The 22,655-nt window shown below is 61.0% G+C and carries 17 protein-coding genes; 6 read left to right on the plus strand and 11 right to left on the minus strand.

Translation table 11 applies throughout. From position 1 onward, the window contains the following. Positions 1–757: 757 nt before the first annotated feature. The 5 genes from dnaA (at position 758) to QB905_RS10035 (ending at position 7,578) form a co-directional block, all read left to right on the plus strand. The gene (gene dnaA / locus QB905_RS10015; RefSeq protein ID WP_282975614.1) at positions 758–2,182 is read left to right on the plus strand and encodes a chromosomal replication initiator protein DnaA; all 1,425 of its coding nucleotides are present in this window, start codon (positions 758–760) and stop codon (positions 2,180–2,182) included. Positions 2,183–2,295: 113 nt separating this feature from the next. Continuing rightward, positions 2,296–3,417 carry a DNA polymerase III subunit beta gene (gene dnaN / locus QB905_RS10020; RefSeq protein ID WP_282974845.1) on the plus strand — a complete coding sequence of 374 codons (1,122 nt, stop codon included), beginning with the start codon at positions 2,296–2,298 and terminating at the stop codon, positions 3,415–3,417. Positions 3,418–3,633: 216 nt separating this feature from the next. Beyond that, entirely contained in the window at positions 3,634–4,785 is a 1,152-nt protein-coding gene (gene recF / locus QB905_RS10025; RefSeq protein WP_282974847.1) for a DNA replication/repair protein RecF, read from the plus strand. Between the two features lie 14 nt (positions 4,786–4,799). Then, entirely contained in the window at positions 4,800–7,277 is a 2,478-nt protein-coding gene (gene gyrB, locus QB905_RS10030; protein WP_282974849.1) for a DNA topoisomerase (ATP-hydrolyzing) subunit B, read from the plus strand. Positions 7,278–7,428: 151 nt separating this feature from the next. Next, positions 7,429–7,578 (plus strand): hypothetical protein, encoded by a 150-nt coding sequence (locus QB905_RS10035; RefSeq protein ID WP_282974851.1) that lies wholly within the window; start codon positions 7,429–7,431, stop codon positions 7,576–7,578. A 121-nt stretch (positions 7,579–7,699) separates the two neighbouring features. Here QB905_RS10035 and purU read toward each other — a convergent pair whose 3' ends face one another. The 5 genes from purU to rimP form a co-directional block, all read right to left on the minus strand. Further along, positions 7,700–8,578: a formyltetrahydrofolate deformylase gene (gene purU, locus QB905_RS10040; protein WP_282974853.1), complete on the minus strand. Its 879-nt coding sequence runs from the start codon at positions 8,576–8,578 to the stop codon at positions 7,700–7,702. A 94-nt stretch (positions 8,579–8,672) separates the two neighbouring features. Next, positions 8,673–11,729, minus strand: coding sequence for a translation initiation factor IF-2 (gene infB / locus QB905_RS10045; protein WP_282974855.1), 3,057 nt, complete (start codon positions 11,727–11,729; stop codon positions 8,673–8,675). Positions 11,730–11,904: 175 nt separating this feature from the next. Continuing rightward, the gene (locus QB905_RS10050; protein ID WP_349252566.1) at positions 11,905–12,666 is read right to left on the minus strand and encodes an RNA-binding protein; all 762 of its coding nucleotides are present in this window, start codon (positions 12,664–12,666) and stop codon (positions 11,905–11,907) included. Then, positions 12,638–14,284 carry a transcription termination factor NusA gene (nusA, locus tag QB905_RS10055; protein WP_282974857.1) on the minus strand — a complete coding sequence of 549 codons (1,647 nt, stop codon included), beginning with the start codon at positions 14,282–14,284 and terminating at the stop codon, positions 12,638–12,640. The genes QB905_RS10050 and nusA overlap by 29 nt, the downstream gene beginning before the upstream one ends. 3 nt (positions 14,285–14,287) lie before the next feature. Beyond that, positions 14,288–14,917 carry a ribosome maturation factor RimP gene (gene rimP, locus QB905_RS10060; RefSeq protein WP_282974859.1) on the minus strand — a complete coding sequence of 210 codons (630 nt, stop codon included), beginning with the start codon at positions 14,915–14,917 and terminating at the stop codon, positions 14,288–14,290. A 180-nt stretch (positions 14,918–15,097) separates the two neighbouring features. On the opposite strand from rimP, the gene cimA reads away from it, so the two are divergent. After that, a complete protein-coding gene (gene cimA / locus QB905_RS10065) occupies positions 15,098–16,684 on the plus strand; it encodes a citramalate synthase (RefSeq protein ID WP_282974861.1) in 1,587 nt (528 codons plus the stop codon). Positions 16,685–16,902: 218 nt separating this feature from the next. Here cimA and trmB read toward each other — a convergent pair whose 3' ends face one another. The 6 genes from trmB to ybeY form a co-directional block, all read right to left on the minus strand. After that, the gene (gene trmB / locus QB905_RS10070) at positions 16,903–17,589 is read right to left on the minus strand and encodes a tRNA (guanosine(46)-N7)-methyltransferase TrmB (RefSeq protein WP_282974862.1); all 687 of its coding nucleotides are present in this window, start codon (positions 17,587–17,589) and stop codon (positions 16,903–16,905) included. Positions 17,590–17,776: 187 nt separating this feature from the next. Then, a complete protein-coding gene (gene metK / locus QB905_RS10075; RefSeq protein WP_282974864.1) occupies positions 17,777–18,952 on the minus strand; it encodes a methionine adenosyltransferase in 1,176 nt (391 codons plus the stop codon). 176 nt (positions 18,953–19,128) lie between these two features. Further along, positions 19,129–19,548: a helix-turn-helix domain-containing protein gene (locus QB905_RS10080; RefSeq protein WP_282974866.1), complete on the minus strand. Its 420-nt coding sequence runs from the start codon at positions 19,546–19,548 to the stop codon at positions 19,129–19,131. An 81-nt stretch (positions 19,549–19,629) separates the two neighbouring features. Further along, positions 19,630–21,270: an apolipoprotein N-acyltransferase gene (lnt, locus tag QB905_RS10085; protein ID WP_282974868.1), complete on the minus strand. Its 1,641-nt coding sequence runs from the start codon at positions 21,268–21,270 to the stop codon at positions 19,630–19,632. Next, entirely contained in the window at positions 21,263–22,147 is an 885-nt protein-coding gene (locus tag QB905_RS10090) for a hemolysin family protein (RefSeq protein WP_282975616.1), read from the minus strand. The genes lnt and QB905_RS10090 overlap by 8 nt, the downstream gene beginning before the upstream one ends. Beyond that, positions 22,140–22,652, minus strand: coding sequence for an rRNA maturation RNase YbeY (ybeY, locus tag QB905_RS10095; RefSeq protein ID WP_282974869.1), 513 nt, complete (start codon positions 22,650–22,652; stop codon positions 22,140–22,142). Before ybeY ends, QB905_RS10090 begins: the two co-directional genes overlap by 8 nt. Between the last annotated feature and the right edge of the window lie 3 nt (positions 22,653–22,655).

Below are 22,655 nucleotides of genomic sequence, written 5' to 3' on the forward strand. Positions count from 1 at the left end.
ATAGGAGTCAACAAAAATATCAGCCCTTGGGGATAAATAAGGCCATTGACCCCGGCCTCAAGCGCGTTAATTTGGCGCTCTCCCCGCTCAACTCATCCCGATACGGAGGATTTGGGCGGCGTTTGGAGCCTTACCGGCAGCCAGGGACACGGGGCGTGAAAAACCCCGCCGGACACTGACGGAAAGGTTTTCGGAAACCGGGGCTTTACATAGCTTTGCGACCTTTTTCGGGGTCGCTTTCCGAACGGCGTGCGGATGGCGGTTTTGCCGCCTCCACCGGCGATTCGAACGCGAGAGTTCAGCTTTATGTGGCAGGTGGCGAGGCCCATTCCTCGCCTGTCCTGCGGACCCCTGTCCGCTGGCCGGGATCGCTTTGTCTTTGCGGTCGCGGCGCGGGTCAAACGGTTCAAACCAGCGGCACCCCATTCGCCTTAAGCGCGAAAACGGCGTTCCGGCACGGCACACAAGCGAGCGGCGAAAACTGAGAGATATATGCCAAGACTGCCCGTCGGCACGACCGGTAGCGGAGGCGGCAAGAGGCCAGTCCGGCGCGCGCCGGACATGACATTGATCCGGTGAGCAGACGGCGGCCTGTGGTGAGGGCGGCGGATGCGAGCCAGAACCTGTGACGGAAAGACACGGGGCCGGTGGCTGTTTCGGCCGGTGGCTGTTTCGGCCGGTGGCTGTTTCGGGTATGTAGTATGTAGGCGTAGAGTGGTGAGGGCAAAATGATCGGGGCGAAACAACAATGCCAAGCATGACAAGCTGGTCGCCGATCCTACCTGAAACGGTATGGTCTAAAGTGGCGTCCATCCTCCGGCGTGAACTGGGAGACGGGCCGTTCAATTCCTATGTGGCGCCGTCGTGCGTCAAGCCGGGCCCCTATGGCGATCCCATTCTGGTGACGCCCACCATCTATGCCCGTGACTGGCTGTCCAAAAACGCCATGCGCCGCGCCCAGGAACTGTGGAGCGAACACGATTCAGAATCGCGCATCCTCGATATCAAGGCGCGCATCGAATATGAAGAGGCTGTGCGCGATACCACAGCCGTGCCCCAGATGGCCGCAGCGCCGGCTCCCCTTCCCGTCGCGGCGGTGGTGCCCCCGGCAGGGCGGGTTAATGGCTTGCAGGAACGCCTGACCTTCGACAGCTTCGTATCCGGGCGCGGCAATGAATTTGCCTATTCGATGTCGCGTCAGGTGGCGAGCTGGGCCGATGGCCATTTCAACCCGGTCTTCTTTCACGGCCCCTATGGCTATGGCAAGACGCACCTGCTCAACGCCATTGGCTGGGAGGCCAGGGAACGCCGCCCCGATGCCAAAATCGTCTATCTGACGGCGGAAAAATTCACCTCCACCTTTGTACGCGCCCTGATGGATCGCTCGACCTCGGCCTTCAAGGAAGAGGTGCGCGGCGCGGATCTTCTGCTGGTCGATGATGTCCATTTCATCGGCGGCAAGACCTCTTCGCAGGAAGAGCTGTTTCACACCCTGACGGCGCTGATCGAGAATAACAGCCGCGTCGTCTTCACCGCCGACCGGCCGCCGTCGCAACTGACCGAGATCGAGGCGCGCCTGCGTTCGCATCTGTCGTCCGGGCTGGTCTGCGCGCTCGATGTGGCCGATCAGACTCTGCGCATGGGTATCGTCGAGCGCAAGCTGGCCCAGCTTTCGCAGCGCCTCGGCGCCATGAATGCAGGCTCTGAGGGTATGGCGCATCCGCGCGCCGATGTTTTACATTTTCTGGCCGAGCGTGTGCCGGGGTCGATCCGCGAGCTTGAAGGTGCGGTCAATACCCTGGTGGCGTCCGCTGGGCCGCGTCTAGGGAGTTTGACTTTGGAAGAAGCTATGGCCTTGCTGCAACCGAACCTGAAGGTGGCGGTGGAACGCCGCGTGACGGTCGATGAGATTCAAAAACTGACCTCCGACCATTTCGGTCTGAAGCAAACCGATCTCCTGTCGGAACGCCGCACCCGTTCGGTGGCGCGCCCGCGTCAGGTGGCCATGTGGCTGTGCAAGCAGCACACCACGCGCTCCTATCCCGATATTGGCCGCCGCTTCGGCGGGCGCGACCACACCACCGTGCTGCACGCCGTCAAGAAGATCGAGGAATTGCTGACCTCAGATGATCAGATCGCCCGCGATGTCGAGGCCCTGACGAGAAAACTCAGGAATAGTTAAAGACCTTGGGGCCACAGGCCCCAAACCCCATTCATATTCTTGATATTTCTGCCTGATCGTCTAATCTCCGCCTCCCGGCCCGGGCCGAACACAGATTCCAACAGGACTGCAAGATGCAATTCACCATCGAACGCGGCGCTCTGCTCAAGGCCCTGGGCCACGTCCAGAACGTCGTTGAACGCCGCAACACGATCCCCATCCTGTCCAACGTCCTGTTGTCCGCCGAAGGCCATACGGTCGCCTTCTCGGCCACCGATCTCGATATGGAAATCGTCGATACCGCCGAAGCCATCGTCAACGTGCCGGGCCAGATCACCGCGCCTGCCCATACTCTCTATGAAATCGTTCGCAAACTGCCCGAAGGTGCCGATGTCGAGCTGAAATTCTCGGCGGGCGACGATCCGCGCCTGTCGGTTTCAGCCGGACGTTCGCGTTTCGCCCTGCCGGTGCTGCCCGCCGGCGATTTTCCGATTATGTCGAACGAAAACGACGGCGTCACCTTCGCCATCCTGCGCGATGATCTGAAACGCCTGATCGACAAGACGCGCTTTGCCGTCTCCACCGAGGAAACGCGCTATTATCTCAATGGCCTGTTTCTGCATTCGTTGAGCGAAGACGGCTCCAACTACTTACGCGCTGTCGCCACCGATGGCCACCGCCTGGCGCTGGCCGAAATGCCCGCCCCCGAAGGCGCTTTAGGCGGCCCCGGCGTCATTATTCCGCGCAAGACGATTGATCAGGCCCGCCGCCTGCTGGATGACGGCACGGGCTATGTTGACCTGACCATTTCACCGGCCAAGATTCGCTTCCAGTTCGGCGCGGCGTCGCTGACCTCGAAGATCATCGACGGCTCCTTCCCCGACTATGGCCGCGTCATCCCCAAGAATAATGACAAGGTGATGACGGTCGATACCGGCGTTCTGGCCAAGGCGGTTGATCGCGTCTCGACCATTTCGGCGGAAAAATCGCGCTCGGTGAAGATGACGATCGAAGCGGGTCGCCTCACCCTGTCCGTGCGCAATATCGAAGCCGGTCAGGCCGTCGAAGAGGCCGAGATCGACTATGACAACGAGTCGCTCGATATTGGCTTCAATGCCCGCTACATCCTCGATGTTATGGGCCAGATCGGCGGCGATACGGTCGAGCTGCGCTTCTCCGACGCCTCCTCGCCAACCCTGGTGCTCGATCCGGTCGATAATGGCGTGCAATATGTGCTGATGCCGTTAAGGGTGTAGGAAAAGGCGCGATATGGGCAACCTTCACCCTCCTGCCCCGTTTACGGGGAAGGTGGATTTTTGGCCGGAGACATCCGGCCAAAAAGACGGAAGGGGCTATTGGCGCGGGACGCCGCCATCCGGCTTGAGCTACCTAAGAATTCCCCCTTCCGTCATCCGCCACGCAAGGCGCTGCGCCTGCCACCTTCCCCGTAAACGGGGCAGGAGGGTGTTGTCATGACCGCGCCCACGCCCCACGCCCTGCAACACCTGTCCCTGACCGAGTTTCGTTCCTATGAACGGCTCGATTTCGCCGTGGCCGGGCGCAGCGTCTATCTGTATGGCCCCAATGGCGCGGGCAAGACCAACCTGTTAGAGGCCATCAGCGTGCTTAATCCCGGCAAGGGCCTGCGCGGCGCGGCCTTTGCCGATCTCGGCCGCCGCCTGCCCGATGAGGCGCGCGGGCGCGGCTGGGGCGTGGCGGCGCGGCTCTGTGCGGGCGAGGACGAGGTACGGCTATCGACCGGCTCCGATCCCCGCGATCCGGCCAAGCGCCTGATCCGGCTGGAGGGCGAAACCGTCACCGCCGCCCGCCTGCTCGATCACGTCCGCCTGATCTGGCTGACCCCGGCGCAGGATCGTTTGTTTATCGAGGCGCGCGCCGAGCGCCTGCGCTTTTTCGACCGCCTCGTCTATGCCGCCTTTCCCGCCCATGCCACCACGGTCAGCGCCTATGAAAAGGCCCTGCGTGAACGCCTGAAACTGCTGACCGAAGGCCTTTATGACGAGGCCTGGCTGGCCATCCTCGAACAGCGCCTTAGCGAACACGGCGCGCGCATGATGTCGGCCCGCCACAGCGCGCTCGACGCCCTGCAAGCCGAGATCGAAACCCATCATTCGGCCTTCCCCAAGGCCGATCTGTCATTGATCAATGCCGCCGCGCCAAATGATCCGAACCCGGACGATTTAGCCTCAGGCTTTCGCGCCGCCCGTTCGCGCGATGCGGCGGCAGGCCGTTCGCTGTTCGGGCCGCACCGCGCCGATCTGGCCGTCGTGCATCGTGACAAGAAGCGCCGCGCCGCCGATTGCTCGACCGGCGAGCAAAAGGCCTTGCTGCTCAATATCATCCTGGCCCAGGGTGCGAGACTGGCCAAGGGCAAGGGTGCGAGGCTGGCGGCCAAGCCCAATGCCGCCTCCCCGATCCTGTTGCTCGACGAAGTGGCCGCCCATCTCGATCCCTTGCGGCGTCACGCATTGTTTGACGAGACACATGCTTTGGGCCTACAAACCTTCTTTACAGGCACCGATCTGGGCCTGTTCGACGGCCTGAAATCGCGCGCGCTGGGTGTAGCGCTAGAGGCCGGGCAATTTATTGATTTTATTGACTGAATGGATTATTTTGCATGAGCGACGACATGCCGGAAACGACAGAAGCGATGCAGGGCGAATATGGCGCTGATTCGATCAAGGTTCTGAAGGGTCTCGACGCCGTCCGCAAACGCCCCGGCATGTATATCGGCGACACGGATGACGGCTCCGGCCTGCACCATATGGTCTATGAAGTGGTCGATAATGCCATTGACGAAGCGCTGGCGGGCCATGCCACGCGCGTCGAGGTCATCCTCAATGCCGATGGCTCCTGTTCGGTCAGCGATGACGGACGCGGTATGCCGGTCGGTATCCACGAAGGCGAGGGTGTTTCCGCCGCCGAGGTCATCATGACCCAGCTCCATGCCGGCGGCAAGTTCGACCAGAACAGCTACAAGGTGTCAGGCGGGTTGCACGGCGTCGGCGTATCGGTGGTCAATGCCCTGTCCGATTTCGTTGATCTGAAGATTTACCGCGACGGTAAGATGCACGAGGGCCGCTTCGAGCTGGGCGATACGGTCGAGGCGATCCACGTCACCGGCGATGCGCCGATCCGCACCGAAGGCCCGCGCGCGGGCCAGTCCCTGACCGGCACGGTGGTCACCTTCCTGCCCAGCCTGAAGACCGGCCCTGATACCGGCACCTTCGCTTTTATCGATTTCGACCGCAAGACGCTCGAACACCGCCTGCGCGAATTGGCCTTCCTCAATTCCGGCGTCCATATCCGCTTCGCCGACCTGCGCGATGCCGAACCCTATGAGATCATCCTGCACTATGATGGCGGCGTGGTCGAATTTGTGCGCCATCTCGACAAGGCCAAGACCTCGATCATGAAGGAGCCGATTTCTGTGCGCGGCGTGCGCGACAAGATCGAGATCGATCTGGCCCTGCAATGGAATGACAGCTACCACGAAACCATGCTGTGCTTCACCAACAACATCCCGCAGCGCGACGGCGGCACCCATCTGGCCGCCTTCCGTGGCGCCCTGACGCGCGTTATGGGCCAGTATATGGAATCGACCGGCACCTCCAAGCGCGAAAAGGTGACCATGTCGGGCGAAGACGCCCGCGAGGGCCTGACCTGTGTCCTGTCGGTGAAGGTGCCCGATCCGAAATTCTCGTCGCAGACCAAGGATAAGCTGGTATCCTCCGAAGTGCGCCCCGCCGTCGAGGGTCTGGTGCACGACAAGCTGGCCCAGTGGTTCGAGGAGAATCCCGCTGAGGCCAAGATGGTGGTGTCAAAAATCGTCGAGGCCGCCGCCGCCCGCGAAGCCGCCCGTAAGGCGCGCGAACTGACACGGCGCAAATCGGCGCTCGACATCAATTCCCTGCCCGGCAAGCTGGCCGATTGTCAGGAACGCGACCCGGCCAAGTCGGAAATCTTCATCGTCGAAGGCGATTCCGCCGGGGGTTCGGCCAAGCAGGGCCGTAACCGCGAAAATCAGGCCATCCTGCCTTTGCGCGGTAAGGTGCTGAACGTCGAGCGCGCCCGTTTCGACAAGATGCTGTCGTCCGAGCAGATCGGCACACTGATCACGGCGCTGGGCGCCGGTATCGGGCGCGACGACTTCAATATCGAAAAGCTGCGCTACCACAAGATCATCATCATGACCGATGCCGATGTCGATGGCGCGCACATCCGCACCCTGCTGCTGACCTTCTTCTACCGCCAGATGCCGGAACTGATTGATCGCGGCTATCTCTATATCGCCCAGCCGCCGCTCTATAAGCTGGCCAAGGGCAAGACCTCGCGCTACGTCAAGGACGATAGCGAGCTCGATAATTACCTGATCGAAGAAGGCATTGGCGACGCCATGCTCGAACTGCGCAATGGCGAACGGATCGCCGCGCGCGATCTCGACGGTCAGGTGCGCGCCGCCAAATCCTTCAAGGCGACCGTGGATCGTTTGTCGATGCGTGCCCCTGCCTTCGCGCTGGAGCAGGCGGCGCTGGCGGGCCTGTTCAGTGCCCGGTTTGAAGGTTCCGAAGCCGATCTGGCGCGCGTGGCCAAACGCCTCGACCGGCTGAATCAGGATGGCGATGGGCCGTGGACGGTGGAAGCCGGGGCCGTCGGCGCGGGCGGCTATGTCTTTTCGCGCACGCGGCGCGGCGTGACGGAAAAGATCGCGCTCGATGATACGCTGACCCACAGCCTCGACGCGCGCCGTCTGGGTGAGCGCGCTGAGACGCTGGGTGATCTTTATCATGAAATCGGCATTTTCAACCGCAAGGACAAATCGACCGACATTCGCGGCCCGCTCGATCTGGTGGCCGCCGTGCTCGATGCCGGGCGCAAGGGCATGTCGATCCAGCGCTATAAGGGTCTGGGCGAGATGAATGCCGAGCAGCTTTGGGAAACCACGCTCGACAAGGATGCCCGCACACTTCTTCAGGTCAAGGTCAATCATGCCGACGAGGCCGACGAAATGTTCGCCAAGCTGATGGGCGATCTGGTGGAGCCGCGCCGCGACTTCATTCAGGAAAACGCCCTCAATGCCGAGGTTGATGCGTAAACTTGAGGGGAGACGCCTGCGTATCTATGTCTCAGGTCAGACTGTCATCCCCTGATGTGTCGGCTTTTCCATCCTGTGCATATTTTTTGACATATATGTCAATTTATGCTAGATTAGCACCATCCTTTCCTCAAAAAAGGAGGTGGTTGTTATGGCAAAGGATATACCCACACGTCCGGCGGAAAATGTCGAGCCTGAAAAAAGCGCGCCCGACCTGACCAACACCTGCGCGGTCACGTTTTACGCCGCCATCTGGCTGGTGGTGGCCGCTCTGGTCAGCCATATGTTCTGGCGGTATTAGAGCGGTCTGCATTCTGATTGAATCGGTCAAAGGAATGCAACCCGCTCTACATTTTACGTTTTTCCGCATCTCGCATTCAATTTGTAAGTCAAATTAAACGCTCGTGGCTCTAGGCTTAGACTTAGCTGAAAACGACCGTCTTGCCGCCATTGATGATGACGCGACGCTCGGCGTGCCAGGTGACGGCGCGTGCCAGTACGCGGGCCTCGATGTCCTGGCCGATCACCACCAGTTTTTCCGGCGTATGGCCGTGATGGACGCGCTGCACGTCCTGCTCGATGATCGGGCCTTCATCAAGATCAGATGTAACATAATGGGCGGTGGCGCCGATGATCTTCACGCCGCGCGCATGGGCCTGATGATAGGGCTTTGCACCCTTGAAGCTCGGCAGAAACGAATGGTGGATATTGATGCAGCGGCCTTCGAGGCGGCGCGCCAGATCATCGGACAGAATCTGCATATAGCGCGCCAGCACCACCAGATCGGCGCGGCTGTCCTCGATCACGCCCAATAGCGCGGCCTCCTGCGCGGCCTTATCGGCCTTATCCACCGGCAGATACACATAAGGGATGCCGTTCCATTCAACGAAGGAGCGCATATCCTCATGGTTGGATACCACGCAGGCGATCTCGACCGGCAGCAGGCCCGATTGCCAGCGGTGCAGCAATTCATACAGGCAATGGCCAAATTTCGAGACGGCAATCACCACGCGCGGCTTGATCGCCAGATTATGGATCGACCAGTCCATGCTGAAACGATGCGCAATCGGCTTGAAACCGTCGCGCAGGGTGTCCATCGGCGGCATTTTCGGCCCCGCCTGCTTGAAGACCACGCGCACATAGAACATGTCACCGTCCGCATCATTGAACTGATGCGACTCGACGATCGAAATATCATTGTCGTTGAGATAGCCCGATACCGCCGCCACAATGCCGCGCGTATCGGGGCATTTGATGATCAGGACGTGATGGGCAGGATCGAAGGCGGATGTGTCGAGCATGGTGCGCTTATAGCAGAAACGTCTCAAGAAAACATAAAGTTACCGCGCAAGAAAAGGTGTGGGTTTAAAGCCCCCACACCCATACCCGTCGATACTAAAGCGTGCGCTTGATCTCTTCGACCGTGAAGCATTCGATGAAATCGCCCGCTTTGAGATCCTGGAAGCCATTGAAAGCCATGCCGCACTCCTGTCCGACAACCACTTCATTGACCTCGTCCTTGAAGCGCTTGAGCGTTGAAAGCACACCCATTTCCTGAATGACCACGTCATTGCGCAGGATACGGATGCGCGCGCCCTTCTGGACACGGCCTTCGGTGACGCGACAACCAGCGACGCGACCGACCTTGGAAATGTCGAAAACTTCGAGGATTTCGGCATTGCCGAGGAAGGTTTCGCGCTGGATCGGCGACAACAGACCCGACATGACGCCCTTAATATCGTCGATCAGGTCGTAAATGATCGCGTAATAGCGGATTTCCACGCCTTCGCGTTCAGCCAGATCGCGCGCCTGCTTACCGGCCCGCACATTGAAGCCGATGATCGGCGCGTTCGAGCCCTTGGCCAGTTGCACGTCCGACTCGGTGATGGCCCCGGCACCCGAATGGATGACGCGGGTGCGCACCTCATCGGTGCCCAGCTTGTCGAGCGAGCCGACAATCGCTTCGGCAGACCCCTGAACATCGGCCTTGATGATCAGTTGCACTTCCTTGGCCTTATTGGCCGCCAGTTTCGACATCATGTCGCTGAGCGACACGGCCCCGACCGGTGCCAACGTCTTTTCACGGCGCACACGCTCACGATATTCGGTGATTTCGCGGGCGCGCGCTTCGTTTTCCACCACGGCCAGAGCTTCGCCCGGATCGGGCGCGGCATTGAGGCCAAGGATTTCCACCGGCATGGAGGGGCCGGCTTCGGCAAGCTGTTCGTCACGCTCATTGATCAGGGCGCGCACACGGCCAAAAGCCGCACCCGCCACGACAATATCGCCGCGCTTCAAGGTGCCGCGCTTGACCAGAACCGTCGCCACCGGGCCACGGCCCTTGTCGAGCTTGGCTTCGATCACCACGCCTTCGGCGGTGCGGTCGGGATTGGCGCGCAGATCGAGCACTTCGGCCTGCAACAGAACAGCCTCGGTGAGCTGATCAAGGCCCTGGCCGGTCTTGGCCGAAACCTCAACAACCTGCGTGTCGCCGCCTAAGCTTTCCACCACGATTTCGTGCTGGAGCAGCTCATTGATGATGTTCTGCGGCTTGGCGCCGGGCTTGTCGATCTTGTTGATCGCCACGATGATCGGCGTACCCGCCGCGCGTGCGTGGTTGATGGCCTCAATGGTCTGCGGCATGACGCCGTCATCGGCGGCCACGACCAGAATCACCAGATCGGTGACATTGGCACCGCGCGCCCGCATCGACGAGAAGGCGGCGTGGCCCGGCGTATCGAGGAAGGTGATGCGCTCACCCGTGGCCAGCCGCACCTGATAGGCGCCGATATGCTGGGTGATGCCACCGGCTTCGCCACCCGCCGTATCGGTTTTGCGCAGAGCATCGAGCAAGGAGGTCTTGCCGTGGTCAACGTGACCCATCACGGCCACGACCGGCGAACGCGGCAGCGTATTTTCGCCGTGATCGTCGGACGAAATAAAGCCCTCCATCACGTCCGATTCCGACACGCGGCGCACGGTATGGCCGAATTCCGAAGCCACCAGTTCGGCGGTGTCGGTATCGATCACGTCATTGATCTTGAGCATCACGCCCTGCTTCATCAGCAGCTTGATAATATCAACGGCGCGCACGGCCATCCGGTTCGACAGTTCCTGAACCGTGATGACATCGGGGATGATGACTTCGCGCGAAACACGCGCCTGTTCGACCTGATGGCCCTTGCGCTTTTCGCGTTCACGTTCGCGGGCGCGGCGCACCGAGGCCAGCGAGCGCATCCGGTCGGCGGCGCCCTCATCATCGCCCACCACGGCTTGCAGGGTCAGGCGGCCTTCGCGGCGCTTGGGCTCGCCGCGCGTTTGCGACACGGCCTTGACCGGCGCACCGGCCTTGCCGCGCTTGACGCCGCGATCATCGTCATCGCCCGCCTTGCGGACATCGGTGGCCTTGTTGAGGCCGGTAGCCCCGCGCGAAGAACGGATGCGGTCCACTTCCGGCGTGGCCGGTGCATTGGCGGCGACACCCACGCCGGGACGCGACGGGCGCGGCGAATTGGCGCTATAGCGCACGGTTTCACCGGCGCGCGGCGCATTGGCATCACGAGGCGGGCGCGGCGGCGCATTGGGGTCACGCGGGCCACGGTCGGTTCGGGACGCATCTCTGGGCGCATCGCGGTTAAAGGCCTGACGCGGCGCATTGGGATCGCGCGGACCACGATCTGGGCCGCGATCGGTTCTGGGTGCATCTCGGTTAAACGCCGGACGATCACCTTGCGGGCGATCCGACGATGGCCGGTCGGTTTGCGGGCGCTCAGCCTGCGGGCGTTCGCCTTGAGAACGGTCAGGGCGCTGATCATGACGCGGCGCACGTTCGTTACGGAAGGCAGGGGCTGCCGGGCGCTCGACACGCGGCGCACGCACCGGCGCAGGACGTGCCTCGGCGGCGGGCGCGGGTGTTTCCGCAGCCGTCACTTTCGTTTCAGGGGCCTTCACTTCAGGCGCGGCGGCGGGCGCTGGCGGCGCTTCGGCTGCCGGAGCTGCCGGTTCAGCGGGGCGCGACTGAGCGGCGGCAGCGGACTGGGCGGCGGCAGCCTTGGCGGCGGCGGCGCGCGCCTCGGCGTCACGGCGCTGCTGTTCGACAAGCGCAGCCTGAATGGCGCGCTGGCGGGCGTCCTGTTCTTCCTGGCGCAGACCCGAACCACCACCACGCGGGGCGGAAGCGTTCTGGCTGGGGCGCGGCGTTTGCTGCGGACGGGCGAGGTTGAGATCGACCGAAGGGCGCACATGGCCGGGCGCACCGGCAGGCGGCGTGCCGACGCGGCGTTTGGTTTCCACCACCACGGTCTTGGAACGGCCGTGGCTGAAGCTCTGTTTGACCGTGCCGCTGGCGACATTCCCGCCGGCGCGCGGCTTGAGGGTCAGGGGCGCGCGTTCATTGCGGGAACCATCATTGCGGTTCTGGTCGTTGGTCTTGTCGTCTGTGGCGTCGCTCATCCGGCTTGCTTACTAACCCTTGCGAGGCCGATCCCGTGATCCGCCTCTGTTGTAAAATAGGTGCCGATGCACAAGGTTTTTCAGACCCTTGCGATAGGCATTCGAAATTCGATCCGCGCTGTGCGGACCATCACCGTGACCTCAGAACGTCAAGGTGTGGAAGACATCCATCCCGTCACGGCTCTGACTCCCGGCCCCGGCCCGGCAATCCGCCCTGCGGCGCCCCGCTCAGTGCCCAGCCCGGAGGCGTCAGAGGCATAAAACCGGACAAACGCTGCATTTCCATAGACCAACGCTGCACGCGCCGCCCCGAAAGCATGGCTGCGTGTATGGCATTTTCCTGCCCCAAAGCCAAACTTAATTCCGCATTGCCGAAGCATCCGCACAGCTTTGGTGGCGAAACCTGCGCCGCCATCGCCGTCAGCAGGCGCTTGCGGCCATCCTCGGCGCTGTCACTGGCTTCGATCAGCCAGGCGCAGCGGCCCGATTTGACCGTCGCCAGCACTTTTTCAAAGCCATTGACGATCTGGCCTTCGCGGCGCGCCAGCCCCAGAAGATCGAGGCAGCGGCGGCGCAAGAGATCCTGCACCAGAGGGATCAGTTCGGGCGCGACCTTGACCTGACGGCGGGCCGCCCGGCTAAATATGTTCTTTTTGATCGCGATTTCAAGGCTTGTGCGTTCGCAAGCCACCCATAAACCGCGTCCCGGCAGCTTATGGGCGATGTCGGGCGTCAACAGGCCCTCCGGCGACACGACGAAACGGATCAGTCCTTCGGCATCAACCGAGCGACCACTGGCCAGATCACGACGCAGGATCAGCCGCCCGCGATGGTCTTCGGGCACAACCTCAACCCCCGTCGCCTCATCGGCAACGGGTTCGTACTCAGCCGTCTTCAGAGACGCGGGCTCATTGTTCGAGTTCGGCGACGTCATCATGCGTCTCGCCCTCCTCGTCATAATTCGTATCGTCTTCCGCTTCAGCTTCCACGTCCGGGGCTTCGATCCAGCCCGCTGTGATGCGCGCATTGAGGATCAGGGCCTCGGCGTCGGGCACGGCCAGATTGAAGCTTTCCAGCGCGCCGGGAACGCGAACACGTTCGCCATTCTTGTGTTCGAAACCGCCGCGCAGTTCGTCGGTGGCCAGATCGGCCAGATCCTCGACCGTCTTGACACCGGCCTCGCCCAGCGCCACCGCCATCGGCAGGGTGATGCCCGGCACGGCCAGAACACCGTCCTCGACGCCCAGTTCGCGGCGTTTGGCGTCCTGTTCGGCGGCTTCGCGTTCCAGGAAATCACGGGCGCGCGCCTGCAATTCGAGAGCCGTCTCTTCGTCAAAGCCCTCGATGGCGGCGATTTCGTTGTCATCGACATAGGCCAGGTCTTCGACCGTCGAGAAACCTTCGGTGACCAGAAGCTGGGCGATGACCTCATCGACATCGAGCGCTTCCTGGAACAGGGTGGTGCGCTCGGCGAATTCCTTCTGACGGCGTTCCGAATCCTGAGACTCGGTGATGATATCGACCTGCCAGCCGGTCAGTTGCGAGGCGAGGCGGACATTCTGGCCACGACGGCCGATAGCCAGCGACAATTGCTCATCAGGCACCACCACCTCGACGCGGTCTTCTTCTTCGTCGAGCACCACTTTCGAGACTTCGGCCGGAGCGAGCGCATTGACGATGAAGGTAGCCTCGTCCGGCGACCACTGGATGATGTCGATCTTTTCGCCCTGCATTTCGGCGACGACCGCCTGAACGCGCGAACCGCGCATACCGACGCAGGCCCCGACCGGATCGATCGAATTGTCATTGGACAGCACGGCCATCTTGGCGCGCGAACCGGGATCGCGGGCCACCGATTTGATCTCGATCACGCCGTCATAGATTTCCGGTACTTCCTGCGCGAACAGCTTGGCCATGAAGCCGCCGTGGGCGCGCGACAGCATGATTTGCGGCCCCTTGGTTTCGCGGCGCACATCATAGATATAGGCGCGGATGCGGTCATTGACCTGAAAGGCTTCGCGCGGGATCGACTGGTCGCGGCGCATAATGCCTTCGCCCTTGCCGAGATCGACAATCACATTGCCATATTCGACGCGGCGCACCGTGCCGTTGACGATGTCACCGACGCGATCCTTATATTCGTCATACTGATGCTCGCGCTCGGCTTCGCGCACCTTGTGCGTGACAACCTGGCGGGCCATCTGGGTCTGGACGCGGCCCAGTTCGAACGGCGGCAGGGTTTCCGAATATTCCTTGCCGACAAAGGCCTCCTTGTCGGTGGACAGCGCGTCGGTCAGGGTGCGCTGGGCGTATTCGTTTTCGAGCAGTTCGTCCTCGACCACGGTGATGACGCGGGTAATGGCCATTTCGCCGGTGCGCGGGTCGATAAAGACGCGGATGTCGTGGTCAGCGCCATAACGCGAACGCGCCGCCTTCTGGATCGCTTCCTCGATGGAGGCGATGACGACCGACTTATCAATCGACTTTTCACGCGCCACGGCTTCGGCAATCTGAAGCAGTTCCTGACGGTTGGCGCTGATACCGGTAAAGCTCATGGCTTAATCCTTTTCTTCTTCGTCGTCATATTCGTCGTTATCGGCGACGAGATCTTCATGGTCTTCGGCGTCTTCGTCATCGAAGCCGTCCGTTACATCGTCGTCTTCGCCGCGCGCCGCTCTGGCTTCAGCGCCGCGCTTCATCAGGGCGTCGGTCAGCACCAGCTTGGCCTCGACCACCCAGGCAAACGGGATGAGCGCCGTCTCGGCCTCGCCTTCCAGGTCGATGGCGATATGGTCATCTTCCGTACCGGCCACAATGCCGCGAAAACGCTTGCGCCCCTCGGCCAGACGATCCAGCTCGATGCGCGCCTCCAAGCCTTCGTAGGTGTCGAAATCCTTCAGGCGCGTCAGGGGCCGGTCGATACCGGGCGATGACACCTCCAGCACGAATTCGCCGGGGATCGGGTCAATTTCGTCGATCATGGCCGAGACGGCGCGCGACAGGCGCGCACATTCGGCCACGCCAATATCGCCGTCGGTCTTGCGCTCGGCCATGATTTGCAGGCGGCGCACCCCGTCCGGACGGCTGGAACCCATCAGGCGTATGCGCACAATATCAAGCCCCTGCTCTTCGGCCAGAGGGTCGAACAGCTCAATCAGCTTGCGGTCTTCTGCGGTCTTGGCGCGCATCGAATCCTTGATTCAGATAATAAAAAAAGCGGCGAGCCGCTTAAGGCCGCCGCCGAAGCCCAGCGGCTATCGACAATGTTGCCCCCTTTATAGGCGTGAATGCCACGCTTGCCAAGCGCATTTTCAAGCACGCGCGCCGGATTCCGGTTGCCGGGGGCGTGGCTGCGTTATAGATGGATCATGGCTGAACGCATATATCTTTATGACTCAACGCTGCGCGATGGCGCGCAGGCCCAGGGTATCGATTTTTCCGTAGCGGACAAGCAGGCGATTGCCGCCGCGCTCGACGCCTTCGGCATCGACTATATCGAAGGCGGCTGGCCGGGGGCCAATCCGACCGACGACGCCTTTTTTGCCGCACCGCCCGCCATGAAAGCGTCAAAGCTGTCGGCCTTTGGCATGACGCGGCGCGCCGGACGCTCGGCCTCCAATGATCCCGGCCTGCAAGACCTGCTGGCCGTGGGCAGCCCCACCATCTGCCTTGTCGGCAAGACCTGGGACTGGCAGGTCGAGACGGCGCTGAAGGTCAGCACGTCCGAAAACCTGCGCATGATCGGCGAGTCCATCGCCCATATCGTGTCGAGCGGGCGCGAGGCGGTGTTCGACGCCGAACATTTCTTCGATGGCTATAAGGCCAATCCGGCCTATGCGCTCGACGCCCTGAAAGCCGCCCATGAAGCCGGGGCGAGCTGGCTGGTTCTATGCGACACCAATGGCGGTTCGCTGCCCTCGGAGGTGAAGCGCATCGTCTCGGCCGTGCGCGAAGCCCTGCCCGATGCGCGCCTCGGCATCCATTGCCATAACGACACGGAACAGGCCGTGGCCAATTCTCTGGCGGCAGTCGAGGCGGGCGTGCGTCAGGTGCAGGGCTGCATCAACGGCATTGGCGAGCGCTGCGGCAATGCCAATCTGATCGCCATCATCCCGACCCTGATGCTGAAAATGGGCTATGATACGGGCATGAGCGCCGAACAACTGACGCATATCGGCGATCTGTCGCGTCTTGTCGATGACCGGCTCAACCGCACGCCCGACCGCCATGCCGCCTATGTCGGGGCCTCGGCCTTCGCCCATAAGGGCGGGCTGCATGTCAGCGCCATGAACAAGGACAGCCGCTCCTATGAACATATCGACCCGGCCCTCGTCGGCAATTCGCGTCTGATCCTGGTGTCCGATAAGGCCGGTCGCGCCAATGTGCTCAATCGCCTGCACCAGATGGGTATTGAGGTGGCCGATGATGATGCGCGCATCGCCGAGCTGGTCAGTGCCGTCAAGGCGGGCGAGGCGCTGGGTTACGCCTATGAGGACGCCAGCGCCAGTTTTGAGCTGATGGCGCGCAAACGGCTGGGCGTCCTGCCCAACTATTACGAACTGCAAAGCTACCGCACGCTCGACGAAAGCCGCATTGATGCTAAGGGCGAGCCTGTCGCGGTGGCCGAAGCGACGGTCAAGCTGAAGATCGATGGCGAGAGCGTCATGACGGTGGCCGAGGGCAATGGCCCGGTCAATGCGCTCGATGCTGCCCTGCGCAAGGCGCTGTTGCCGCACTATCCCGAACTGGCCGCCATGCACCTCAATGACTACAAGGTACGCATCCTGACGCCTTCGGAAGCGACGGCGGCGCTGACCCGCGTCATGATCGAAAGCCGCGATGATGCGGGTCACACCTGGAATACGCTCGGCGTCAGCCACAATATCATCGATGCGTCCAACAAAGCCCTGTTCGACGCCATCACCTATTTCCTGATGAAACGCCGCGCCGTTTAAAAAGCGCATAAGATTTTAACCACGGAAAACACGGATCGCCGCTAACGCGGCGGCACGGATGAAAAGTGCAGGATGGAGATGTTCGCGCACCTGCTTATCCGTGTCATGGCCGAAGGCCATGATCCGTGGTTTCCGTGGTTCAAAGTCTTAGATGATGAGGATTGCGCCGGCAGCAGGGGCTTTGCGCCTTACGCGTCCTAAGCTTGTCAGCCTAAAGGCTACGCCCGCATAAAATCGAAAAAGACCGGCTTGCAGTCGCCCAGACCCTTGGTTTCATAGCGCGTGGTAATGTGATCGGCAGGCGGGATCGTCCAATCAGCAGGGCTTTGCGCCCGCCAGTCGAAATCGGCATTGGCGATGAAACGTTGCAGGGCCCAGTCGGCATAGTCGGCCCAGTCGGTAGCGAAACGCACCGTGCCGCCCGGCTTTAACACGCGCGCGAAATCGGCGACGGTTTCCGTCTGGATAAAGCGGCGCTTATTGTGACGCGCCTTGGGCCACGGATCGGCAAACAGGATGAAGATACGATCGAGCGATGCGTCGGGCAGGCTGTCGAGCAGGGGCCGTGCATCGGAGGCCAGCAGGCGCACATTTTGCAGCCCCGCATCGTCGATATGGCGCAGAACACTGCCGACGCCATTCAGGAAAGGTTCGCAGCCGATCAGGGTGATGTCTGGATGGTGGGCCGCCTGAGCGGCCAGATGTTCGCCGCCGCCAAAACCGATTTCGAGCCACAAGGGTTCGCCCGCCGCCACCAGCGCCTGAACGCGCTCCGGCGTGGCCTCGATCTGCGGCAACAGGGTATCGAACAAAGTGGCCTGACGCGGCTTTAAGGTGCGCGACTTGATGCGCCCGAAAGAGCGCATGGGCCCCCATGTCGGGCTTACGGATGTATCTTCAGTCATGGCCGCGTCAGTAGCGGCCTTATCGCCAAAATGCAATCGCGGCGGAGCCATCTGAGTCCGCCGCGACAAAACAGGCTGGAAAAAAGCTAGAGCAAGATGACTTTAGATAGACTCGTCATCTCGCTCTAAGTCTTTGCTTACGCATCATTTTTTCCAAAAAGTGGTATCCGCTTTTTGGCATGATGCTCTAGAACTGGCGCTTCAGTTCTTCCACCAGATCGATCTTTTCCCATGAAAAGCCGCCCTCGGCATCGGGTGTGCGACCAAAATGGCCATAGGCCGTGGTGCGCTCATAGATCGGCTTGTTGAGGCCGAGATGGGTGCGGATCGAACGCGGCGTCAGGCCGCCGATCAGTTCGGGCAGGATAGCCTCCAGCTTTTCCTCATCCACCTTGCCGGTGCCGTGGGTATCAACATAGAAGCTGAGCGGCTTCGACACGCCGATCGCATAGGCGGTTTGCAGCGTGCATTTGTCGGCCAGACCCGCCGCCACGACGTTTTTCGCCAGATAGCGCAGGGCATAGGCCGCCGAGCGATCGACCTTGGTCGGGTCCTTGCCGGAGAAGGCGCCGCCGCCATGCGGGGCCGCGCCGCCGTAGGTATCGACAATGATCTTGCGTCCGGTCAGGCCGGCGTCGCCGTCCGGGCCGCCGATGACGAAATTGCCGGTCGGATTGACCAGCCATTCCGTCTCGTCGGTCACCATGCCGGCGGGCAGGATTTCGAGCGCATAGGGCTTGATGATCGCCTCAACATCCTTCGGCGTCAAACCGTCCTGATGCTGGTGCGAGACGAGAATCTTCAGAATGCGCGCGGGCTTGCCGTTTTCGTACTGCACCGTCACCTGAGATTTAGCGTCCGGTTCCAGTTGCGGGGCCTGACCGGAATGACGCACCTCGGCGAGGCGGCGCAGGATATTATGCGACCATTGCAGCGGCGCCGAGGTCAGTTCCTCGGTTTCATTGGTGGCGTAACCGAACATAATGCCCTGATCGCCCGCGCCTTCATCCTTGTTGTGACCGGCATCGACGCCCTGCGCGATGTCAGCCGACTGGGCGTGCAGGTGGCAGGCATAATCGGCCGTCGCCCAATGGAAGCCTTTTTGTGCGTAACCGATCTTTTTGATGGCGTGGCGCACCTTGTCTTCAAGACCATTGATAATGCCCTCGATCTCATTGTCACCGGCGCGCACCTCGCCCGCCAGCACAATGCGATTGGTCGTCACCAGAGTCTCGCACGCCACGCGCGCTTCGGGATCGCGGGCCAGAAAGGCATCGACCACCACATCGGAGATGCGGTCGGCCACCTTATCGGGATGGCCCTCGGAAACGCTTTCGGAGGTGAAGATATAGGAAGGACGCATGGCCAGACTTTCCACTGTGAGACAAGTTGGCATAACCATATAAAGATATGTTTATATGGGCAAGCGAATTTTACCCGTAGTCGGCTTTCTTCCTGGAACGCGGCCCAAATGCAAAAACCCCGCCTGGGGGGAAGGCGGGGTTTTTGTTGTCATATTTAAGAGTCGCACGCTTTAGATCAGGCGTCGTCGTCTTCGGCCAGTGCGCGCACCAGCTCCAGAATGCGGCGGCGATGCTTGGCGTTTTTGATGCGCGGAAAGGCTTCCGCCAGTTCGATACCTTCGGTGGTCATCAGAAAACCATGCACGAACTGTTCGGATTCGGACTCGCTAAAGCCTTCGACAAGCTCATTTTCGCCATAACCTTCAAAGAAGTAGGCGACCGGTGCTTTCAGGGCCTTCGAGATTTCATAGAGCTTGGAGGCGCTGATGCGGTTGGAGCCGCGCTCATATTTTTGCACCTGCTGAAACGTCAGTTCGATGGTTTCGGCCAGCCCTTCCTGACTCATGCCCAGAAACTTGCGACGCATCCTGACACGGGCACCGACATGCAGGTCAACAGGATTCGGGCCACGCTCTGCTTTAAAATTATCGTCCAACTTAGCCTCTTACACAATTTTGAACCGGCCTTCATACACCGGCATCAAAGGTTATACGTTTGATCGGCATCAAACAGTTCCTTAGCGCCCGAAAAAACGGACAACTAGGTTTTTTTTGATCGACGGCATACAAGTATCAAATCCAGCAATAATCAAGCCCATAAGAGTAATAAGCCATAGACTTATATTGCGCTCCGCCTCATATGCGGTAACCTTTGCCGGGTCGGGCAGTCTTACGTCCCTATAACCGCGTTGGCCCATAGCGATTTCACTACCCGGCACCACACGCCCCAGGGGATCAACCACAACAGATATTCCCGTGGGAGTTGATCTAATCATTGGCAAACCTTCTTCGATGGCACGATAACTGGCCAGATTAAGGTGTTGCCTTGGCCCGGTTGTTGGGCCGAACCAGGCGTCATTAGAAATATTAACAATCCATCTGGGCCGTAATGTGTCATTGTTTATTCTGTATTTGGTTGTATCCAGACCAGGAAAAATCCCCTCATAGCAGATTAAGGGCAGAAACCTCGGAATACTGCCTACTGTCATCGCTCTTGTTCGCCGCCCACGGGTAAAACTGTCGTCAAAGTGGGTCAGGGCCTTGATGCCGAGCGGATCGAGCAGGCCGGCAAACGGGGTGAACTCTCCAAACGGCACCAGTTTGAACTTGTTATAGGCACCTTCAATCTGTGTCTGGTCGCCGTGACGGGTCAGAACCAGCATCGAATTGCGCCACACGCCGTGGCCCTGACCATCGAGATCGCGCCGTGTCAGGCCGAGGATCAGCGACTGATTGTCGCGCAGCAAACCGGCCATGACCGGTGCCGTCCAGGAATCATCGGCAAACACGGCTTCCGCCGGAAAAGGCAGCGCCCCCTCCGGCCAGATGATGATGTCAGGCACAGGCTTGCCCGGCGCGGGCGGGGCCTTGCTCATCTCGACATAGCTCATGAACAGGTCGTCGAAATTGCCCGATGTCCATTTGGCGGCCTGACCTATATCGGGCTGAACGAGGCGCACCGTTAAGGCACTGAACTTCACCGGCGTGGTGTGCAGGCGGATTTCGCCCAGCGTAAAACACGAGGCCAGCACCAGCGCGCTCCAGATGACGGGCGCATAGCCGCGCAGGCCTTTGCGGCCCGGTTCGATCACCGCCACGCTGCAAAACACCAGCACGGTGATGAAACCCAGCCCATAGACCCCGACGAAGGCTGCCATCTGCGACATGGCGTCGCCTGCCCGCCAGGTGGAACCCGCCGGATCCCACGGGAAACCCGACAGGATCATGCCGCGCATCACTTCAAACGTCGAAAACATACAGGCGAAAAAGACAAACCGCTTCATGCCTTTCGGCGCGAAACAGCGATAGACCAGAGCGAACGCGCCCCAGAACAGACCTATGCCCGACGGCAGCAAAATCGCGGCGAACGGCGCCATCCAGCCATAGGTCTTGGCATCGACCAGAAAGGCCTCGGCCACCCAGAAGCAACTGACGAGAAAATAACAAAACCCGGCCAGCCAACCCATGAAGAAGGCTGTGCGTTTCGGGCGCGGGCCGAGATCGCGCTCCAGAATCCATAAAAGCAACGCATAGCCGAACAGGCCGGGCAAAAAGGAAAAGGGCGGCTGGGCCAGGGCAATAACCAGCCCTGACAGCGCCGCCAGCAGGCGCGGATGTTTATTCAGGCCGCTCAGCCGGGTACGCAAGACTTCAATCATCGGCGGCGGTCAGGTCCGGCAAGGCGGTCTGGCTGACGGGGCCACGGCGGTGCAGGCGCAGGCGCTTGATACGGCGGGCATCGGCATCGACCACCTCAATATCAAGGCCTGCCGCCGGATAGGGGATGACCTCGCCGCGCTGCGGTACGCGACCCGCCAGCACGGCCACCAGACCCGCCAGCGTATCGATTTCTTCTTCGGTATCTTCGGGATAGAGGCTCAAACCCAGCCGCTCTTCCAGCTCGGTCAGTTCCATGCGGCCATCGGCCTCGATCTGGCCGCCCGGCAGTTCGCGGTAGCCTTCGGGCTCAACCTCGTCATATTCGTCCTCGATGTCGCCAACCACGGCCTCCAGCAGGTCTTCGAGCGTGACCAGCCCGTCCGTGCCGCCGAATTCATCGATCACCAGCGCCATATGGATGCGCCGCGCCTGCATCCGTAGCAACAGATCGGCGGTGGTCATGGAGGATGGCACATACAGCGCTTCGCGGCGCAGGCGGTGCAGCACCGGCTCGGCCCAGTTGGGGGCAGCGCGGCCCGTCTCAGGGCTCATCAGCTTCAGCACGTCCTTCATATGGATCACGCCCACCGGATCATCGAGCGTATCACGGTAGATGGGCAGGCGCGAATGCTCGCTCTCGACGAAGATGCGCACCACATCGGCCAGCGTTGCGGACAGATCGACGCCGATAATATCGACGCGCGGCGTCATCACATCGGCCACGGTCATGGTCTGGAAGGCGCGGGCGTGGCGGATCAGGTCGCCATCGCTGCCCGCCGCTTCGGCGGATTGCAGTTCTTCTTTGGTTTGCGGCTTTTTGCCGAAACCGAAAAATGATAAAAAGGAGCGTTTCTGCGGGCCGTCCGGGTCAGGCATCGTGTCCATTGTCCGAGTAGGGGGTGTCCGAGTAGGGGTCGGATACGCTCAAACTGCTCAATATTGTGCGTTCGAGCGCTTCCATCTCTTCGGCCTCGTCGTCGCGGATATGATCATAACCCAATAAATGCAAAGCGCCATGCACACTGAGGTGCAAAACGTGATTTTTCAGGCTCTTGCCCTGTTCGCCCGCCTCACGGACGCAGGTTTCCAGTCCCAGCGCCATATCGCCTAAGTGCGTCATGCCGGGGCCGATCTTCTGCATCGCCTTGGGCGCGGGGAAGCTCAGCACATTGGTGGGGGCATTTTTCTGGCGGTATTCTGCATTGAGGCGCTGCATTTCGGCGTCATCGCACAGTAGCACCACCACATCGGCTTGGTCGCTGAGCTCCACCGCCTTCAGCGCGGCGGCAATACCGGCCTCCACCACTTCGCGGACATCGGGCAGCACGTCGAGCCAGCCCTCTTCCTCGATTTCAATATCAATAAGCGGGTCGGCAATCATGTG

The organism is Asticcacaulis sp. EMRT-3, assembly GCF_030027245.1.
Taxonomy (GTDB): domain Bacteria; phylum Pseudomonadota; class Alphaproteobacteria; order Caulobacterales; family Caulobacteraceae; genus Asticcacaulis.

What these genes read in the sequence shown, in the direction of transcription:
- dnaA (WP_282975614.1), top strand. Translation starts at nt 758, where the DNA reads ATGACAAGCTGGTCGCCGATCCTACCTGAAACGGTATGGTCTAAAGTG.
- dnaN (WP_282974845.1), top strand. Translation starts at nt 2,296, where the DNA reads ATGCAATTCACCATCGAACGCGGCGCTCTGCTCAAGGCCCTGGGCCAC.
- recF (WP_282974847.1), top strand. Translation starts at nt 3,634, where the DNA reads ATGACCGCGCCCACGCCCCACGCCCTGCAACACCTGTCCCTGACCGAG.
- gyrB (WP_282974849.1), top strand. Translation starts at nt 4,800, where the DNA reads ATGAGCGACGACATGCCGGAAACGACAGAAGCGATGCAGGGCGAATAT.
- QB905_RS10035 (WP_282974851.1), top strand. Translation starts at nt 7,429, where the DNA reads ATGGCAAAGGATATACCCACACGTCCGGCGGAAAATGTCGAGCCTGAA.
- purU (WP_282974853.1), bottom strand. Translation starts at nt 8,578, where the DNA reads ATGCTCGACACATCCGCCTTCGATCCTGCCCATCACGTCCTGATCATC.
- infB (WP_282974855.1), bottom strand. Translation starts at nt 11,729, where the DNA reads ATGAGCGACGCCACAGACGACAAGACCAACGACCAGAACCGCAATGAT.
- QB905_RS10050 (WP_349252566.1), bottom strand. Translation starts at nt 12,666, where the DNA reads ATGATGACGTCGCCGAACTCGAACAATGAGCCCGCGTCTCTGAAGACG.
- nusA (WP_282974857.1), bottom strand. Translation starts at nt 14,284, where the DNA reads ATGAGCTTTACCGGTATCAGCGCCAACCGTCAGGAACTGCTTCAGATT.
- rimP (WP_282974859.1), bottom strand. Translation starts at nt 14,917, where the DNA reads ATGCGCGCCAAGACCGCAGAAGACCGCAAGCTGATTGAGCTGTTCGAC.
- cimA (WP_282974861.1), top strand. Translation starts at nt 15,098, where the DNA reads ATGGCTGAACGCATATATCTTTATGACTCAACGCTGCGCGATGGCGCG.
- trmB (WP_282974862.1), bottom strand. Translation starts at nt 17,589, where the DNA reads ATGACTGAAGATACATCCGTAAGCCCGACATGGGGGCCCATGCGCTCT.
- metK (WP_282974864.1), bottom strand. Translation starts at nt 18,952, where the DNA reads ATGCGTCCTTCCTATATCTTCACCTCCGAAAGCGTTTCCGAGGGCCAT.
- lnt (WP_282974868.1), bottom strand. Translation starts at nt 21,270, where the DNA reads ATGATTGAAGTCTTGCGTACCCGGCTGAGCGGCCTGAATAAACATCCG.
- QB905_RS10090 (WP_282975616.1), bottom strand. Translation starts at nt 22,147, where the DNA reads ATGCCTGACCCGGACGGCCCGCAGAAACGCTCCTTTTTATCATTTTTC.
- ybeY (WP_282974869.1), bottom strand. Translation starts at nt 22,652, where the DNA reads ATGATTGCCGACCCGCTTATTGATATTGAAATCGAGGAAGAGGGCTGG.